Source organism: Paenibacillus sp. YSY-4.3 (assembly GCF_054767475.1).
The window spans coordinates 273917-292461 of record NZ_BAABMC010000001.1 but is presented as its reverse complement, the minus strand read 5'-3'; the positions used below and the strand labels follow the sequence as shown (position 1 = coordinate 292461).

The 18545-nt window shown below is 51.5% G+C and carries 13 protein-coding genes; 7 read left to right on the top strand and 6 right to left on the bottom strand.

Annotated features, from left to right (window positions below; genetic code table 11):
• Nucleotides 1–106: 106 nt before the first annotated feature.
• From ACYUJT_RS01310 to ACYUJT_RS01290, 5 genes are all read left to right on the top strand, one after another.
• A complete protein-coding gene (locus tag ACYUJT_RS01310; protein ID WP_460318217.1) occupies nucleotides 107–1156 on the top strand; it encodes a LacI family DNA-binding transcriptional regulator in 1050 nt (349 codons plus the stop codon).
• A 118-nt stretch (nucleotides 1157–1274) separates the two neighbouring features.
• Nucleotides 1275–2528: an ABC transporter substrate-binding protein gene (locus ACYUJT_RS01305; protein WP_460318215.1), complete on the top strand. Its 1254-nt coding sequence runs from the start codon at nucleotides 1275–1277 to the stop codon at nucleotides 2526–2528.
• 94 nt (nucleotides 2529–2622) lie between these two features.
• The gene (locus tag ACYUJT_RS01300) at nucleotides 2623–3513 is read left to right on the top strand and encodes a carbohydrate ABC transporter permease (protein WP_460318213.1); all 891 of its coding nucleotides are present in this window, start codon (nucleotides 2623–2625) and stop codon (nucleotides 3511–3513) included.
• 2 nt (nucleotides 3514–3515) lie between these two features.
• Complete coding sequence (locus ACYUJT_RS01295; protein WP_460318211.1) at nucleotides 3516–4334, top strand: carbohydrate ABC transporter permease; 819 nt, start codon at nucleotides 3516–3518, stop codon at nucleotides 4332–4334.
• Nucleotides 4335–4357: 23 nt separating this feature from the next.
• Nucleotides 4358–6607: a glycoside hydrolase family 31 protein gene (locus ACYUJT_RS01290; protein WP_460318209.1), complete on the top strand. Its 2250-nt coding sequence runs from the start codon at nucleotides 4358–4360 to the stop codon at nucleotides 6605–6607.
• Nucleotides 6608–6845: 238 nt separating this feature from the next.
• Here the strand turns inward: ACYUJT_RS01290 and ACYUJT_RS01285 are convergent, their stop codons facing one another.
• From ACYUJT_RS01285 to ACYUJT_RS01275, 3 genes are all read right to left on the bottom strand, one after another.
• On the bottom strand, nucleotides 6846–7442 hold the full coding sequence (locus ACYUJT_RS01285; RefSeq protein WP_460318207.1) for a TetR/AcrR family transcriptional regulator: 597 nt from the start codon (nucleotides 7440–7442) through the stop codon (nucleotides 6846–6848).
• Nucleotides 7443–7447: 5 nt separating this feature from the next.
• Nucleotides 7448–8080 carry a YigZ family protein gene (locus ACYUJT_RS01280; protein WP_460318205.1) on the bottom strand — a complete coding sequence of 211 codons (633 nt, stop codon included), beginning with the start codon at nucleotides 8078–8080 and terminating at the stop codon, nucleotides 7448–7450.
• 132 nt (nucleotides 8081–8212) lie between these two features.
• Complete coding sequence (locus ACYUJT_RS01275; RefSeq protein ID WP_460318203.1) at nucleotides 8213–9568, bottom strand: glucose-6-phosphate isomerase; 1356 nt, start codon at nucleotides 9566–9568, stop codon at nucleotides 8213–8215.
• A gap of 175 nt (nucleotides 9569–9743) precedes the next feature.
• Between ACYUJT_RS01275 and ACYUJT_RS01270 the strand changes: the two genes are divergently transcribed.
• Both ACYUJT_RS01270 and ACYUJT_RS01265 read left to right on the top strand, forming a co-directional pair.
• Nucleotides 9744–10640: an NAD(P)-dependent oxidoreductase gene (locus ACYUJT_RS01270; RefSeq protein ID WP_460318201.1), complete on the top strand. Its 897-nt coding sequence runs from the start codon at nucleotides 9744–9746 to the stop codon at nucleotides 10638–10640.
• 20 nt (nucleotides 10641–10660) lie between these two features.
• Nucleotides 10661–10825: a hypothetical protein gene (locus ACYUJT_RS01265; RefSeq protein WP_460318199.1), complete on the top strand. Its 165-nt coding sequence runs from the start codon at nucleotides 10661–10663 to the stop codon at nucleotides 10823–10825.
• Between the two features lie 605 nt (nucleotides 10826–11430).
• Here ACYUJT_RS01265 and tkt read toward each other — a convergent pair.
• From tkt to ACYUJT_RS01250, 3 genes are all read right to left on the bottom strand, one after another.
• Nucleotides 11431–13455, bottom strand: coding sequence for a transketolase (gene tkt / locus ACYUJT_RS01260; protein ID WP_460318197.1), 2025 nt, complete (start codon nucleotides 13453–13455; stop codon nucleotides 11431–11433).
• A gap of 184 nt (nucleotides 13456–13639) precedes the next feature.
• The gene (locus ACYUJT_RS01255) at nucleotides 13640–16552 is read right to left on the bottom strand and encodes a VWA domain-containing protein (RefSeq protein WP_460318195.1); all 2913 of its coding nucleotides are present in this window, start codon (nucleotides 16550–16552) and stop codon (nucleotides 13640–13642) included.
• Nucleotides 16536–18530 (bottom strand): vWA domain-containing protein, encoded by a 1995-nt coding sequence (locus tag ACYUJT_RS01250; RefSeq protein WP_460318193.1) that lies wholly within the window; start codon nucleotides 18528–18530, stop codon nucleotides 16536–16538. Before ACYUJT_RS01250 ends, ACYUJT_RS01255 begins: the two co-directional genes overlap by 17 nt.
• Nucleotides 18531–18545: the final 15 nt, after the last annotated feature.

The window sequence follows — 18545 nt, the reverse complement described above, 5'->3', positions numbered from 1 at the left end:
AATTGAAATATAAAATGATTAACGTAGATCATTTTTTTAATGAAAACGTTGACATATCGTCAGGTTTTCTTTTATGATTATTCCGAGAGCAGGGATGTGAAAGGTGATGAACATGTCAAAAGAGTCTTACAGCAAGGTAACCGTGAAAACGCTAGCGGAAAAACTCGGTTTATCAGTAGCTACGATTGATCGAGCATTAAACCAGAGGGGGAATGTCAAAAAGGCGACCTATGACAGAATCATGCAGGCTGTCGAGGAGCTTAACTATTCACCGAACAAGTCAGCAAGCTATTTGTCCAGGAATAGAATGATATCCATTGCCGTCATTTTCCAAACTTATCCCATCTATTTCTGGGAGCAAATCGAGATCGGCGTGAAGAACGCGCTAGATGAGCTGTCTCATTTCGGCCTTCAAGTGGAAATCATCCGTACAATGAATTCTAACATTGAAGAGCAGATCAAAAAGATCAACGAAGTTGTAGACAGCGGCAAATACGACGGCATCGCCATCTCCTCCGACGGTTCCTTCGAGATTGCGGAGCTGATTGACAAAGCTGTAAACAAAGGCATTGCCACCTGCACGTTCAACACTGACTCTCCAATAAGTAAGCGCTTATTTTACGTCGGCTGCGATTATCGGGATGCCGGTAAATTAGCCGCAGAGCTGCTGTGCAAATTTATCGGCCGCAAAGGTAAAACAGCCTTCATCCTGGAGACGGAGAACATGTTCCAGTTCCAGCAAAAGATCCTGGGCTTTCGCGAAGTCATCGGCCGTTACGACAACGTGCAAATGATCGGCCCTCTCAAACTGGATAGGAATAATATCGAGGCCTCTATGGAACACTTAATGAAAGATCAGCTCTCGGACGTAGACGGCATTTATCTGGCCACAGGTCAGCTTGCCATTATGTCCCAATACATCGAGAATTGGGGTCTTGACGTTGCCCTCATAGGTCATGACATGACTCCAGAAGTACATGATTATTTGCAAAAAGATATCATTACAGCGACGATTTGCCAGGATCCGCATAATCAAGGATACAACGCCGTCAAGCTCTTGTTTGATCATTTGACTCGTCCAACCGATTTCATTCCATCTCTTAACTTAAGCAAGCTTGAAGTCGCTCTGCGCGAAAACGCCGATTTCTTTCTGTGATTTTTTGCATTTTGTCTCCAAGCAGCACTTTTTGCTTCAAAATGATTAACGTACATCATTTCTAAAACATTCCAATCATATTTAAACTCATTTTAACAAACAAAGGGGCTCGTTAAATATGAAAAAAAAAGCATCTCTTATCCTCATTGCCATGATGATCTTCAGTCTCGTGCTCACCGCATGCGGAGGAGATCAAAAAAACGCCGACAAAAACAACACAAGTAACAGCGGAGCCAAAAAACAAGTCACATTTTGGTATTATTTCGGCGGAAATGAAGAAACTGCGATTAAGGGCGCTATTCAAAAATACAACAGCTCGCAGGATCAATATCAAGTTGTCGGACAATACGTACCATTTGGCGACATGAAGAAAAGATTGTCCGTAGGCCTAATGGGCGAAGAATTACCGGATATCGTAACCATCGATAATCCTGACCACGCTTCCTTCGCTGCAGCCGGAATATTCGAAGACATTACTGACCGTGTCAATGAATGGGGTCAAGGGGACCAATACCTTGATGGCCCTTTCGAATCCGCCAAATATGAAGGTAAGCTATATGGCCTTCCGTTTACGAGCAACACGCTCGCCCTCTATTATAACACCGACATGTTCAAAGAAGCCGGAATCACCGGGCCGCCTAAAACTTGGGACGAGCTTCGCGAAACAGCCAAAAAATTGACAACCAGTGATCGTCACGGCCTTGGATTTGCTGCCGTTAAATCCGAAGAAGGTGCTTTCGACTTCCTTCCATGGCTGCTTTCCACAGGCGCTAACTATGACAGCATCGATTCTCCCGAAGCTGCCCGCGCATTCACTTTCTTAACGGATCTCATCAAAGACGGCTCCGTCAGCAAAGAAGTTATTAATCTATCCAACAGTGACACTCTTAAGCAATTCTCTTCCGGCAAACTGGCTATGATGATCAATGGCCCATGGAACATTGCCGGCGTAAAAGCAGATGCCCCTAATATGAATTTTGCCATTGCCAAACTGCCGATCGACAAACAAGATGCTTCCGTACTTGGCGGTGAGAATATCGGTATCATTAAAGGCAATAACGTAGATGGCGCCTGGGATTTCTTGAAATGGATGTCCGAAGCGGACAACCTCGAAGCTTTCCTTGTGCAAACAGGCTATTTCTCGCCTCGCAAAGACGTCGCCGAAAAATCCGACCACTGGAAGAGCGACGAATATCTAAGCGGATTCCTGGAGCAAATGCAATCCGCACAGCCACGCGGTCCGCATCCAAAATGGCCTGAAATCTCCTCCATCATTCAAGAGGCATATCAAAAATCATTCTCTATGACGATGGATCCAGCCGCTGCAGCTGCAGAAGCCGGACAAAAAATCAAAAGTGTTATTAATCAATAGTCAGTAAAGCAACAAAGACTCTATTCCTCCTTCCCCTTCGCCTGAACTTAAAGGTGCTGGGGAAGGACAATCCCTTAGAAAGGGGCAGTTTCTTGTGGAATTAACCAAAAAAAATCTGCTGATCAGTCTGGCCTACGTTGTGCCCGCACTTATTTTCATGCTTGTATTGATCGGTTATCCGCTCTTCTACAACATCAAAATCAGTTTTCAGCAATTGGATCTGACGACGCTGAACAATCCGGATGTCGCGTTTGCGGGTCTTGAAAACTACCGCAAAGTCATCGGCCTGGACTCTTTTCATATCGCGTTTAAAAATACCTTCTTCTTTACGTTTTGGAGCATCTTCCTGCAATTTACGATCGGTTTTGCGCTCGCCTTGTTCTTTAATATGAAATTCCGATTGGCTGGATTTCTAAGAGGCTTGACGCTGGTATCCTATCTAGTTCCGATCGTTATTACATCTCTCTTGTTCAAATTTATGTTCAACCAAAGCGTAGGGATTATCAACTACGTCCTGCTCTCCATCGGTTTCGTAGATCAGCCGATCGAATGGCTGACACATCCGGAGCTTGCTATGTGGAGCGTCATTATCGCCAACGTATGGGTGGGAGCGCCGTTTAACATGATGCTGCTATCCACCGGGTTATCCTCGCTACCGGAAGACATTTATGAAGCGGCGTCGATCGATGGCGCAAATAAATTCAAACAGTTCGTGTATATGACCCTACCGATGCTTCGTCCGGTTATTATGATCGTCATCATGATGGGCTTCATCTTTACGTTTAAAGTGTTCGATCTGATCTTCGTCATGACCGCCGGCGGACCAGTAAATGCAACAGAAGTACTGTCGACCTTGGCCTATAAGCTGTCCTTTGACCAATTCAATTTCTCTCAAGGCGCAGCGGCCTCAAATATTCTTTTCTTCATTCTTTTCATAGTAAGTCTGATTTACTTGCGCATGGTTCGCAGCGATGAGGTGATGTAAAAATGCGAAGATCAAAAGAGCTTATATTAAGCATAGCTGGAATCATCATTGTAGGCGCGCTCCTGTTCCCAATATATTGGATGGTCGTCAGTTCATTCAAAGTACAAGGCGAAATCTTCCAGATGCCCCCAACCTTGATTCCGAATGAATGGTATGTAGGTGGCTACACCTCACAGCTTGGTGGTGCACTTGGCAGAAGCTTTATTAACAGTTTAATTGTAGCCATTAGTTCGATGGCCATCGTCGTCGCACTGGCCATACCTGCTTCTTACGGACTCGCGAGATACCCCGTTCCCGGCAAGAAGTGGATGATTCTGTTCTTTCTTGTCACGCAAATGCTGCCGGTAACTGTAGTTCTTACGCCGATGTTTATTTTGTTCAAGAAGCTGGCCCTGCTCAACAGCTTGGCAGCGCCTATTCTCGCAACAGCAACACTTGGAATTCCGTTCTCAGTGCTCATTCTTAGAACCTATTTCCTGAATGCACCGAAGGAGCTTGAAGATGCAGCAATGATTGACGGCTGCAACCGATTCACTGCATTCCTGAGAATCATGATTCCCATCTCTTACCCGGGAATTGTCGTATCGGCTACGTTCTCGTTCCTCTTCGCCTGGGGCGATTTGATTTATAGCATGACCTTCATTAGTAATTCCGATATGTGGCCACTAACAGCTGGGGTATACAATTCCATGGGCAAATACGGCATTCAGTGGAACAATCTGTTGTCCTTTGCAACCATAACCGTTCTTCCCGTCCTAGCCATGTTCATTGTATTGCAGCGTTATATCATTAGCGGACTTACTAGCGGAGCGGTTAAATAATATAGATATAGGTGGGGAAATCCATGAAACATTATCAAACCAGCAGACTCAATGAAGCTATCGACGTTAGCATTCCTTTTCATCAGTCGGATACCTTGAACTTTATGGGGGATCAGGTCACCGACTTCGATCCGCAATCGAGAAGCGGCCGGATCAAGTGGCTGCGCTCTACCCGCAAGCCGAGACTTGCGTTCAACCAATACGACTTCTTTATCGAACCGACACAATCATGGGAGTTCCCGGTAGAATACCCGGAATCCCCGGAAATGCCTTTTGATATTTCTTTTGTTACACCAAGAACAGCGCGTATTCGCATACAAACTCGGAGAAAAGTTGCCAAAGAGCAGCCTTCTCTCATGATTTCAGGAGAAATCAACGAGGATTCAACGTGGACATCGGCCACAAAGACCGATGATGGCTATGTATGGGAGAGCCAATTCGGAAAGGTCGAGCTTGGGCTTCATCCTTTCCACCTGACTTTTAAAGACGCGAACGGTAAAGTGCTTACGCAAACCTGGCATCATCAAGATACCTTCAGTTTGCAAAATATGTACCCAGTCCCATTCTCATTTGCCCGTTCTATTCAAGATATGTCCCATAAAATCGCAGCTACCTTCAGCCTGTCGCCAGGCGAGAAAATTTATGGTACCGGCGAATCCTTCACTGGATTGAATAAGCGCGGCCAGCGCATCGACCTGTGGACCCGCGACTCGCTCAGCGTGCAGACCGGCGATATGTACAAGCCGATTCCTTTCTTCTTGAGCAGCAGGCAGTACGGCATGTTTATCCATTCCACAGCGCCGATCACGCTCGATATCGGCAAGGAGTACGACGCAGCCAATACGATTTACATGGATGACGACAGTATGGACCTTTTCTTCTTCTTCGGCGATCCAAAAGAAGTACTGAGCGAATATACCGCATTGACTGGCAAAAGCCCGGTACCGCCACTATGGTCCTTTGGGCTGTGGATGAGCCGGATTACGTATGATTCGGAAGCACAGACCCGGGAAGTTGCCCAGAAGCTGCAGGAGCACCAAATCCCATGCGACGTCATTCACCTTGACACAGGATGGTTTGAGGAGGATTGGCGCTGCGATTACGAATTTTCCCATACCCGGTTCGATGATCCGCGGAAAATGATCGAAGATTTGCGCAAGCAGGGACTTCGCGTCAGCCTATGGCAAATTCCTTATTTCACGCCGACGAACCGCTACTTCCAGGAGTTGATCGATAAGGGGCTTGTCGTTACCGATCCTGACGGAAACCTGCCAACAGAGGATGCGATTCTCGACTTCAGCAATCCGGAGACCGTAGCCTGGTATCAGGAGAAAATCGCCGAGCTGCTCGAAATGGGCGTTAGCGCCATTAAAGCGGATTTTGGCGAAGGCGCACCGATCTTCGGGCGGTTCCATTCCGGTCAGAGCGGCCGATTGGAGCATAATTTGTATCCGCTCCGCTACAACAAAGCCGTCGCCGATGTGACCGAACGCGTCAACGGAGAACATATCATTTGGGCCCGCAGCGCCTGGGCCGGCAGCCAGCGCTATCCGATCCATTGGGGCGGCGATACGGAGAACACCGATTCCGCCATGTTGGCTTGCTTGAGAGCAGCCCTCTCGATCGGCCTAAGCGGCTTCTCTTATTGGAGCCATGATATCGGCGGATTCGTGAAGGAAAGCCCAGAGGCGCTATACCGCCGCTGGATGCCTTTTGGCATGCTGACCTCCCACAGCCGCTGCCACGGTGCCCCTCCGAAGGAGCCTTGGGCATACAGCGACTCGTTCATGGACGACTTCCGGGCCGCAGCTGAAATGAAATATAAGCTGATGCCTTATATTTATACGCAAGCCTATTTAAGCTCGCAGGCTGGCCATCCGCTGCTCAGAGCGATGTTCCTGGAGTTTCCGGAGGACCCGACCTGCTGGATGATCGAAGATCAATACCTCTTCGGCTCCGACATTCTCGTCGCGCCATTGTTCGAGGAAACTGACCATCGTACTGTCTACTTGCCGCAAGGACAATGGGTCGATTATCAGACTGGAGCCGTATATGAAGGCCAGCAATGGTTAACGATTCAGGCCGGTCAAATTCCGATCATTATGCTCGTTCGCGCTGGCGCTTCGATCCCGCATGTAGAGGCTGCACTGACGACGGACCACATCGATTGGGAGCAAGTAAACATGACCGCGTACACTGCGGACGGAATTACGCAAGGCCAAGGCAAATTCTATCATCCGCTCCGCCAGGAATGGGTTGAAGTGAACTCATAATATGTTCATATAAAAACAATAAAGAAGTAGGGTATCCTCATACCTTACTTCTTTATTTATTGTTTATGCATTTGTACGATTACTACTCCTTTGGAGGCATGTCACGAACCAAACCATGATAGCGGTAGTATAGTGTATTTACGAATTGGAAGTTTGTTACGTTATTAAAGTAATGTAATAAAGGAGTACAGCTATAACAATGTAAATGGATAAAGCACGAACCGAAAACAAAAACGTCCTATGACGTCAATCGGTAATTGCTCTGACTAAGCATTTTGACATGAGTAATGGCTGCAGGCATAATTTCATCAAATGTCAACCGATCTTGAATATAGAACGATATGAACCCATGGATTCCCAAAAACATGCTAAGCGGGAATGCCTGGTTGTTTTCCAAAGGATGTCTCTCTTCCTTCAGGAACCTCCTGACGATCGATTCGAACATATCGAAGCACTTCGCCTGCTCACTGCGACAATAGGCCAATATTTCTTCATCCCGAAGCATGAACATGATTTCATATTGATGCGGATGCTCCAGGCCAAACTTAATGAATTCCAGCATCAATTGCTCAATTTTGGTTAGCCCGTCCACCGGCGGAGATTTCATGACTTGGGTGCACAGTTGGGTCAGATGATTGAAATCCTGCACCACGATGGCATAAAACAGCTCCGCTTTCTCTTTAAAATGATAATAAAGAGAACCGTGACTATAGCCCAAATGCTGCCCGATGCTTCTCATCGATATCCCCCGGTATCCCTTGGTGATAAACAAATGTCTGGCCGCATCCATTATTCTTTCCCTCGACAACTCCTGCTCTACTGCTCTTCTTGCCATAGGCATTATTCCCCTTTAATAAAGTAAACCTGGTTACCTTCCTTCAATACGACCTGTCCTTGAGTCAAATCGACTAACCAAGCTTTAAAGGCTTCCGCCTCGCTTTCCAGCGGCAGACATAACAATGTGACGTTATCCGCAAAAGCGGTCTCTCCCGTCCGGATTTCCCGGTTTCTCAGCTCATTCTCGACCTTGCCCAGCCATGTGTAGTCAATCTCGGCAAATATTTCGCGATGAAGCACGCGGGTAATGACTTCTCCCGCCTCGGTTGCCGCAACCGCACCGTCCGTGTAAGCCCGGATCAATCCGCCTGCCCCAAGCATGATGCCGCCGAAATAACGCGTTACGACGATCGCTACATTTTTGAGACCCTGCAGCTTAATCACTTCCAGAATCGGTTTGCCAGCAGTTCCGCTCGGTTCTCCATCATCTGACTGCTTCTGGATTTCGTCCCGTTCCCCGATCATATAGGCGGAACAGTTGTGGGTGGCATTCCAGTGCTTCTTCTTGATTTCTTCAATAAATGCAATCGCTTCGGACTCGCTTTCTACCGGCTTAATATGCCCGATAAAACGCGATTTCTTGATTACGATTTCCTTCTCTCCGGCTCCGCGAACCGTCTTGTAACGCTCTAGCATAGTTGATCATCCTTATAGAATGTGCCAAGAAGCAGCCCAACCGGCATACTCCGGTGAACTGCTTCCCTGGCGCTGATATCTTCTGGTTAAAACGATGTTGTCCCTTGTCCTTTTGAAACTTGCTTAAAGATCTTATTCGGACAATCTTGCTTCCAGTTCTGCTTTTTCTTTCTCAAAGCCCGGTTTGCCGAGCAATGCAAACATATTTTTCTTGTAGGCTTCAACACCCGGCTGATCAAATGGATTTACTCCGAGCAAGTAGCCGCTGATGCCACAAGCTTTTTCAAAGAAATATACGAGATAGCCGAAGGAGTACGGCGTCAAATCCGGAACGTTAACGATCAGGTTAGGCACTTGTCCGTCCGTATGAGCGAGCAGCGTGCCTTGGAACGCCTTCTTGTTCACGAAATCCAGCGTCTTGCCAGCAAGGAAGTTCAAGCCGTCGAGATCCGCAGGATCAGATTCAATCGTGATATGGCTAGGGACTTCTGTCACTTGGATTACCGTTTCGAAAATGTTCCGGTTACCTTCTTGAATGAACTGCCCCATCGAGTGAAGGTCCGTACTGAAATCTACCGATGCCGGATAAATTCCTTTGTAATCTTTGCCTTCGCTTTCGCCGAACAGCTGTTTCCACCATTCAGACACGTAATGCAGAGATGGCTCGTAGTTCACGAGAATTTCCGTTACTTTGCCTTTGCGGTACAGGGCATTGCGCACTGCTGCATATTGATAGCTGGCATTCTCGGCCAGGTTAGGGTTGCTGAATTCCTTGGCAGCCTCGGCAGCGCCTTGCATCATTTCGTCGATGTTAATGCCTGCTGCAGCGATTGGCAGAAGGCCGACAGCCGTAAGCACGGAATAACGTCCGCCTACATCGTCCGGGATCACGAAGCTCTCGTAGCCCTCTTCCGTTGCCAGCTTCTTAAGAGCGCCTTTCTCGCGGTCGGTTGTAGCGTAAATGCGTTTGCGCGCTTCTTCCTTGCCATATTTCTTCTCAAGCGCCGCGCGGAAAATACGGAACGCGATCGCCGGCTCTGTCGTCGTACCAGACTTGGAGATGACGTTAACCGAGAAGTCTTTGCCTTCGATCAGATCAAGCAAATGATTTACATAAGTGGAGCTAATATTGTTACCGGCAAAATAAATTTCCGGAGTTTTGCGTTTGTCTTTCGGAAGCAAATTGTAAAAGGAGTGCGACAACGATTCAATCGCTGCACGTGCGCCAAGATAGGAACCGCCGATTCCAATGACGATCAAAACGTCGGAGTCGCTTTGGATTTTGGCAGCAGCCTTCTGGATGCGGCTGAATTCTTCTTTATCATACTCTGTCGGCAGATCGATCCAGCCGAGATAGTCCGAGCCAGCTCCCGTGCCGTTATGTAACTGTTCATGAGCTAGGCGCACCGACTCCGTCAAATAATCGATTTCGTGCTGGCCTACGAACTGGAGAGCTTTGCTGTAATCAAAAGTGACTTTTTTAGACATGGTAATTCATTCCTCCGTCTACACAATATTGTTTCTATCTCACTGCCCTATCCACAATTAACTTACACCTAGGATACTGTAAATTCCTAATGAAGACAAGGCACAATATGCAGTATTCCAATAGTCATGGTAAAATAATTAAATGCTGTTCAATTCCTTATAGAAGGTGATTGCAATGAAAAAAATCGGATTTATCGGCCTCGGAACGATGGGTGCTCCCATGGCCGCAAACTTACTTAAACAAGACTACAAGGTTACCGTGTTCAACCGCACAGCAGAGAAGGCCGAGACGCTCGTCCAGCAAGGAGCTGCTCTAGCAGCCACTCCAAAGGAAGCGGCTCAAGCTGCCGACACCGTAATTACGATGGTCAGCGACGATGCCTCGATCACCGCCGTTTACGACGGTGATGAGGGCCTTCTGCAAGGACTTCGTCCAGGCAGCACCGTCATTGACTGCAGCACGATTTCTCCCGCGCTTGTTCATAGATTGGCTGGCGACATTGCCCGGCTGGGCGGGCAGTTCCTCGATGCGCCCGTTACCGGGAGTTCCCCAGCCGCTCATGCCGGGACGCTCGTATTCATGATCGGCGGGCCGGCCGATACGCTCGCCGAGCAGCGGGACATCTTTGAAACGATGGGCCAGAAAATACTCCACATGGGCCCGAACGGCAGCGGAGCCGTCGCCAAGCTGGCGCATAACACGATCGTCGGCATCAACAACCTTGCTCTGGCCGAGGGCTTTGCCATCGCGGCCAAATCCGGGCTGCCCGCCGACCTTTTCCTCGAGCTCGTCCAGAACGGCTCTGCTGGCAGCAAGCAAGCGGAATTGAAAGGGCGTAAAATCATTGAGCATGACTTCACCAATCAATTCTCCCTCTCGTTAATGCTCAAGGATTTGAAGCTCGCCTCCTCGATGACGGACGGCGCCGGCATCCCTGCCCCGATGCTGAACATGGCCAAAAGCATGTTCCAAGCCGGCCAAACCGAAGGCTTTGGCGACGAGGACCTCTCCTCGGTCGTCAAGCTCTACGAGGCCTGGATCGGCCAGACGATCGGCGGCAAAAAGCTGTAGCCGATCGTCTGGCCCTGGCCGTGCAGGCGTCCGGCCCGATTGGCCGGGCCCAAGGCGCTGGGGCTAGGGCGCTGGGGGCTGGGGGCTGGCTGGAGGCTGAGTGCTGTGCTAGACGCTTAGCGTTGGGGGCTGGCATCAGGCCAGCCAGAGACACACCGCGCGAAAGTGATCCGGACAGTGCCTAAAGCCCCTTGTAGTGCTAACGGGAGTCGGGGATACCCTTGTAGCTCCAGTATCAGAGGCCGTCACGAGTTTGGAGAACGAGCAGTGTAACTAGCGATCCCATGCTGTGCTGCCATTATTTCGGCAGCGTGTGTCCAGGATAAGATCGGTTTAGGTGAATAAGCGGTTCGCATTCCTCAAACGCCGCGGTCTAACGAACCTCATGGGCACCGCCCCAAACGACCCGGTCTAACGGACATGAGGTCCGCTATTTACTACTTTTCGGCATTTCCCAGCACCTAACGGACACAGGATACGCTATCCTTGATAAAACCGCCTCAATTCCTGCGAAATCCACCCAATAACGGAACCCGTGTCCGTTAGCGCCGGCTTTTTCACGATTTCAGCGGCATAGCGGAACCACGGTCCGTTAAGTCCGTCCGATGCGCATATTACTGGTGCTGAATTGGCAACAATCGTTGAATAAATCTCCGAATGTTGTAATTTTGCGCTGTCGCGATTTTACACAACAAAGTAACCTTAAGCGCCACTCCACCCCGCTCATCAAGGCAAAAAAGGCAGGCCCTTGCGATATGCACGGTGCCTGCCTTTTTCATGCTTTTCTAATCTATTTCAACTGCTCTTTAACATGCTTCACAACGTTCTCGACCGTAAAGCCGTATTCTGCGATGACTTTATCGCCAGGTGCAGATGCGCCGAACGTGCTAATGCCGATAATAGAGCCTTTCTCGCCAGCATAACGCTCCCATCCGAATGGATGTGCCATTTCAATAGCTACGCGTGCTTTAACGTCTGGGAGAATAACAGAATCTTTGTACGCTTGATCCTGCTTGTCGAACAGATCCCAGCTGGACAGGCTGACAACGCGAACATGAATGCCTTCTTCAGCAAGCGCCGCTTGCGCTTTAACTGCCAATTGCACCTCAGAACCAGAAGCAATCAGCTGAGCAACCGCTTTGCCGTCCTTCGCTTCAGATACAACGTATCCGCCGCGTTTTACGCCTTCGCGAGCTTTCTCGGCAGTGGTTTCAAGAACCGGCAGGTTTTGGCGAGTCAGTACCAATGCTACCGGATTGCCTTTGTTCTCAACCGCATAAGCCCAAGCTGCAGATGTCTCGTTGGCATCAGCCGGACGAATTACTGTCAGGTTAGGAATGATGCGCAGGGAAGCAAGTTGTTCAATCGGCTCATGCGTTGGTCCGTCTTCGCCGACTGCGATACTGTCGTGCGTCAGAACGTAAGTGACCGGAAGGCCCATCAGCGCAGACAGACGTACTGCCGGACGCAAGTAGTCAGTAAAGACAAAGAACGTACCGCCGAAAATTTTAAGACCGCTGTGCAGCGCAATCCCGTTCATAGCAGCAGCCATAGCAAACTCACGAACACCGAAATACAGGTTGCGTCCCTCGCGGGATTCAGGTGTGTAGAGCGGCAGGCCCTTCAGGTGAGTCATCGTCGAGCTCTCAAGGTCAGCGGATCCGCCAAGAAGCTGAGGAACGCCGCCAGTCAAGCCGTTAAGCGCATTACCGGAAGCCACGCGCGTAGATACTGGTTTGTCCTCTGCACTGTATTTAGGAAGATCAGCATCCCAGCCCTCTGGAAGATCACCAGCAATAGCAAGCTCGAATTGAGCTGCCAGCTCTGGGTATTCTGCTTTATATTTCGCAAACAGCTCATCCCAAGCTTTGTTTGCAGCGATGCCTTGTGCTTTTACTTTTGCAAAGTGCTCGCGCACCTCCTCAGGTACGTAGAAGTCCTCTTCATATACCCATTTATAATATTCTTTCGTCAGCTTCGCTTCATCAGCGCCGAGTGGTGAACCATGCGTTCCGCCGGATCCGCCTTTACCTTGCTTGTTCGGGCTGCCGTAACCGATAACCGTCTTCACTTCGATCAGTGTAGGACGCTCGGTATCCGCTTTGGCTTCGGCGATAGCTTTTTCGATCGCATCCAAGTCATTGCCGTCTTCTACGAGCAGCGTTTGCCAGCCGTATGCGTCAAAGCGCTGTCTGACATTCTCGGAGAAGCTCAGGTTCAGTTTACCGTCAAGTGTAATATCATTGGAATCATACAAGAAGATCAGCTTGCCAAGCTTCAGATGGCCTGCGAGAGAAGCCGCTTCACTAGCTACGCCTTCCATCAGGTCTCCGTCACCGCAAATACCGTAAGTATAGTGGTCAATAACTTTGTAATCGCCTTTGTTGTAAGTAGCCGCCAACTGAGTTTCAGCCATAGCCATACCCACAGCCATCGCGATACCTTGTCCGAGCGGGCCTGTTGTCGCGTCTACCCCTGCGGTATGTCCGAACTCAGGGTGACCCGGCGTCTTACTGCCCCATTGACGGAATTGCTTGAGATCGTCAAGGGAAAGATCATAACCGCTCAAGTGCAGCAAGCTGTAGAGCAGCATGGAGCCGTGTCCGGCGGACAATACGAAACGGTCGCGGTTGATCCAGGTTGGTTGGTCAGGGTTATGCGCCATCGTCTTAGCGAACAGCTGGTAACCCATTGGCGCTGCGCCCATCGGCATTCCCGGATGACCCGACTTAGCTTTCTCGATCGCATCTATAGCAAGAGTACGAATCGTTGTGATCGACAAATTTTCGATGACCTTGTTGTCTGAAAGTGGCATTCTAGCTTCCTCCTTAGTAAATGAAGAAATACGTTTTGGTTACAAAACAATCACTTTGAAAAAATCATTTTGACTTTATATATTGTAACACGTTGTTAAGCACCTTTCCATATCCCTTTTTGTCATACCCTGCCCTGGATGATGACTTTTTTATGCATTTGATTCAAATGCGGTGAAGATGCGGCTAGCGCCGCCCCCGCCGCTTGGCCTCCAGCAGCCGGCCAAACGTGCCCTCGCCCGGCGCCTCAGCCGCGCTTCCGGCTTCCTCCTGCGGAGGGGAAGCCGGCTTGGCCCGCGGCGTAAGCCCCGCGGGCTCGCCGCCCGTCCCGCCAGCAGGCGGACGGGCCACACGCGGCGCAGGCTCCACGGGGGCGACAGTATCGCCCCCGCCCTCTGCGCCGTAGAAGCTGGCCGTTCGCGCCTTGCGCGCGGCCAGCCGGGCCAGCCTGGCGTCCGCTCCCGCAGGAGCGGCGCCGGCTTCTGCCGCCGCAGGCGTACCGCCGCGGCGGCGCCAAGGCATGGCGGCGGCTGCCAGCCGCTCCGCCATGCGGCCCCACGGCAGCGCCAGACGGCGCACGGCGATGTCGGCGAGCCAGAGCAGCAGTGCGGCGATCAGCAGCGCGCGCTCCCAGCTGCGCAGCGACTTGTGCGGCTGCACCGGGAAGTCGAACGCCGCGCCCGGCTCCTCCCAAGCCAGCACGCGTCCGCCCGTTAATGCGGCAAGCTTGGCCAGCTTCTCCCCGGCGTCCTCCGTCACAATCCGGTATTCCGGAGAGTAAGGAATCACGAACCCGGTGCCCGTTCCCCCGCCGTCCACAACTTCATCCCCGCGCTTGCCCTGCAAGTGAATCAGGAAGGATCCAGGTTCCCTAACCGCGGTCACTCCGCTATATATCCCAGGTGACGTCTGAATAAGAGGAACAGTAACATCATTTAAATCCTCGCCTGCAATGACTGCTTCCAGTTCATCGGGCGGTGTCACGCCTTCCGATGCGGCCACTTCAAAATAAACCTCGTTGCCCTTCACCGTAGTGCTCACCTCAAAAGGCGCAGCCGAAAATTGCGGAAAAGTCCATTTCACCATATCTGCGAACGCATTCGGGAATCCCGGCCAGTTCACCCAATCCCGCGACCATTTTCCCGTCAGGTCGCTCGTCCAGGCAACGGTTCGTCCAGAGCCGTACTGCCAGCGGGCAAGCAGCGGGTCGGGTTCCGGGCTCGCCAGCACCGTCTGCGCTGTCGATTTAGCCGATGTGGCCACATAGCCATAGATCGTCGGCAGCCCACCCGACAACGATTCGCGCCAGTCTCCTGGCTGCACAAGCGCAGGAACGAAAGGTTTGTCCACAATATATGTTCTGGCAATCATGGCTGCTTCCCGGCTGAATATCGTAGGCAGCGTCGTTGCATCTTTTACGAAATAATAGCGCCCCTTAGCTCCCCGGGCGAGCGATTCCAGCAGCTGCGTGTCCGCGCCGTCGCCGACTGCCACGGTGGACATCGTCATATGGTTGTCATTCATCGTGCTTAACAGCTCAGTGTAACCCGAATTGACCGCCGACTGCCCATCCGTGAGCAGAATGATATGCTTGCGCTGGGCCTCGGTGCCCAGCAATTTATCTGTCGCCTCCGCTACGGCAGGATAAATATCCGTCCCGCCCGCGCTCGGAATGCTGTTGATCTTGGCAATGACATCATCTTTCTGGTTGCCGAGCTTCGTCGGCTCTACAACCCACCACGGCCTGTCATCAAATGCGACAACCCCGACCGTATCCTTGGAGCGCAGCAACTCCACCGTCCGCATCGCCGATTCCTTCGCCAGCCTGATGTTGTCTCCTTCCATGCTGCCCGAACGGTCTATGACTAGAATGAGCCCCAGGGACGGAATTTCGCGCTTGCCCTGCAGTTCCATCGAGACCGGCAGCAGCTTCTCGATCGGCGTCTTGAAATACCCGCCCATCCCGAAGCTCTCTTCTCCGCCAACCATCATAAAACCGATGCCGTAGGAACGTACCGCCTGTTCAATGAGCTCCATCTGCTTGCCGCCGACCTGTTCACCGGACACATTATTGAAGATAATGCTATCATAGCTCGCGTATTTCGCCATCTCCGTCGGCAGCAAACCCGGCTCGGTGACTGCGTATTGAATTAATCCCGATTTCAGTGCGTTTTCCAGGTTGAAGGACGTTCCCGGCTTCCCTTCCACGATCAGCACCTTCGGACTGCCGGTAACGCGGGTAAAAGCATAACTTTCGTTGTTCGCCGCCTGCTCGTCCCCGTCCATGAAAATTTCCGCCTTATAGCGATGGAGCCCTGGTTCCCTGGCCAGACCTTGCAATGCGAAGCGGTTCTCCCCCCGCTCCAGGGCAACTGTTTTGCGGCCAATCTCCCGGTTATCCTCATACAAGCGAAGTTCGCCGCTGCCGGAAAAAGTACTGCGTATCAATACCTCGAATGTAAAAGATTCCGCCCTGTACAGTTTCTCCGGAAGATGCAGCGACTCGACGGCAGCATCCTTCCGCTCTTTAGCCGGAGCCTGAAGCACGTCGACGCTGATGCCTCTCTCCTTCAGCGTTCTTGCTGCGGAGAGCGCATCTCCTACATTTTCTTCGCCGTCCGAAATGACGACGATCCGCTGATTCCCTTTGCCCCCGAACAAACTGCTGCCCAGTTGAAGACCCTTCTCCAGATGGGTGAATGCCGCATTCACTTCCGCCTTGGCTCCGCCGGAAGACAACGGCAGGGGATCAAGGTTCTTCTCAATGGCGCCGTCCAGCCCCGCCGATACGACGGCAACGCTGTCCTGTTCCCCTTTGGCTCCCGATGCCTGCACTGCCCATGCCATCGCGGCATCCGTATTCTCCATGCTGGCGGAACGGTCGATCAGAAACACGACTTCCTTATTTTTAACCAATGTAAACGTCTGAAAACCGGCCAAGGCCAATATAAGCAAAATAACGATCGTTGCCCTCAGGCCGACGGCCCATTTCTTCCTCCCGCCATGCAGGCGAAAATCTGAGCGGTACGCGTAGAATGCACCAGCAGCGGCAAGAATCAGCAGCAGCAATACCCACGGATGACTAAATTGAACGCCCACGCTGGTACACCCCCCATTCTGCAATAATTACGATCAGAGCCAGTAATGCAGCCAAATACACAAGGGAATGCTTGGAGCTAGGGCCGATGCCGCCCAATGCCTTCCCGGAAGTATCCGGACTAGTATGGGCGTCTTCTGAAGTCTGGTCTGCGGCCGTGCCCCCACTGCCGTTAAAACCAAGCGGCTTCGCCTGACCGATCGCGGATTCGGACGGATGAGCGATCACCTCCAGGTTATATCCGGGCAATGTACTGCCATCCGCCCCCTTCATCTCAAACCGCCATAAGCCGGGAATTTGGGGAGCAGTTTGTACCGCTGCCAAGCTTTGATCTATTACAGCCGCCGGAATCGGAGCAGCGCCCATGTCCAGAGCATAACCGTCCGCCGCAACCCATGAAGCCTGAGCAGCTTCCACGTTTACGGGAATCTCCAGCTCCGCACCGGCAACCATACGGCCAAGTCCGGCCGCCCTGCCCGTTTGCAGCCACTGAACAGCGTTATTGACCATGACCGGGAACTCCGGACGCAGCGGCAAATCGCCGTCGCTTAACGAAAATAGAAAGACTAGCCGATTGACTCCGTTCTCCGTGCCGGCATATGCCGCCGGTCTAGAACCGATTTCCATGAGCGGCTTGCCCCATGGCGGCAACTCCCTTGCCAGAAGGGCGGCGGAAGGCGCGTCAACGAGCGATATATAGCGGGTTACCGGATGATTAGCAACGGTCGTTCTACCGTTAGGAGGCTGAATCTTCTCACCGTCTCCGCCTAGCGTCCAGGATGGCGTCTCATTGACTAGGCGGCTCCACTCGCCGGACTTAAGATAAGCCGGAGGGGCACCATCAATGATGATCATATCCGGCTTATCCTTGGGAAGTGCCGGGCCCTTATCTCCTTCATTAGCAGATTCGTCCGAGGGAGCGCTTGTCCCCGGCTCCATTCGGGTTACCCTCGCGCCGGACAGCTGGAGCGCTTTTTCCAGGAACAGATTCCCCTCTGAAATGAGCAGCACATGGGGCACCCCGCCTTTCTCGCGAAAAGCGAAAGCCTCGTTGTCCGCCGCATAATCGTCGCCAGGCTCCAGTCTTATTTTATAAATGTCCGCGGCGGGCAGCTCGTCGAAGGTTACAGTTACAGCCTTGCCGCTATCCACCTTTACGGACTTCGAAGTGAGCAGTTGGCCGTCCCCGGACAATTTCAAGTCGGTCTCAAACGGCCTTCCGCCATAGTTGCGAATGACAGCTACCCCTGTGCTGAAATCTCCGTCGTTTTTTACCCCGAACTGCTCTACTGCGGCATTACTCGCGCCTTCCCCTTTCAGGGATACAACCTCTACCGGAGCTGAAAACGAAATATCATCTGCCAGTTCGCTCCACTGCTCATCTGTAAACAAGAGCACCCTTGCATCGGAATCGTCCCGCGTCAATGCCGCTGCAAGGGACATCGTTTCCCGGTAGGCAGCCTTGCCGAATTCGGCCTTCAGCTTATCTACCTGATCGCGAATGGCCTTCTGATCTGTCTCGCGAGTGAGCAGCACTTCCGGTTCCATCCCCAACTTAAGCAAAGTAACCTCGCCATCCGTACCCATCGAGTCGATATATTCATTAACCTTCACCTTGAGGTCATCCATCGCCATAGGGGATGAAGCATCCTTCCCGGATTCTCCGCTTCGCTGCGCACTCATGCTCGCCGAAGCATCGACAACAATAACGGTATGTCCCGACAAGCCTCCTTTGACCCAAACGAACGGCATCATCAGAGCAAGCACAAGCAGTGCCGCAGCCAGAAGTTGCAGCCACAGCAGCAGCCGGTTTTGCAGCTTCTGCCAAGGACGATTGGCCTCGATATTGCGCAGCACGCGATTCCACAGCAAATGGCTGGGTACCAGCGTATCCACATACTTGCGCTTAAACAGATACATCAGCACAATCAACGGGATCGCTACAGCGAACCATAGTCCGGACCAAGAAGTAATTCCCATCCTTCCACCCCCTTC

Coding starts and splice junctions, on each gene's coding strand:
- ACYUJT_RS01310 (WP_460318217.1), top strand. CDS start 107: ATGAACATGTCAAAAGAGTCTTACAGCAAGGTAACCGTGAAAACGCTA.
- ACYUJT_RS01305 (WP_460318215.1), top strand. CDS start 1,275: ATGAAAAAAAAAGCATCTCTTATCCTCATTGCCATGATGATCTTCAGT.
- ACYUJT_RS01295 (WP_460318211.1), top strand. CDS start 3,516: ATGCGAAGATCAAAAGAGCTTATATTAAGCATAGCTGGAATCATCATT.
- ACYUJT_RS01290 (WP_460318209.1), top strand. CDS start 4,358: ATGAAACATTATCAAACCAGCAGACTCAATGAAGCTATCGACGTTAGC.
- ACYUJT_RS01285 (WP_460318207.1), bottom strand. CDS start 7,442: ATGGCAAGAAGAGCAGTAGAGCAGGAGTTGTCGAGGGAAAGAATAATG.
- ACYUJT_RS01280 (WP_460318205.1), bottom strand. CDS start 8,080: ATGCTAGAGCGTTACAAGACGGTTCGCGGAGCCGGAGAGAAGGAAATC.
- ACYUJT_RS01275 (WP_460318203.1), bottom strand. CDS start 9,568: ATGTCTAAAAAAGTCACTTTTGATTACAGCAAAGCTCTCCAGTTCGTA.
- ACYUJT_RS01270 (WP_460318201.1), top strand. CDS start 9,744: ATGAAAAAAATCGGATTTATCGGCCTCGGAACGATGGGTGCTCCCATG.
- tkt (WP_460318197.1), bottom strand. CDS start 13,455: ATGCCACTTTCAGACAACAAGGTCATCGAAAATTTGTCGATCACAACG.
- ACYUJT_RS01250 (WP_460318193.1), bottom strand. CDS start 18,530: ATGGGAATTACTTCTTGGTCCGGACTATGGTTCGCTGTAGCGATCCCG.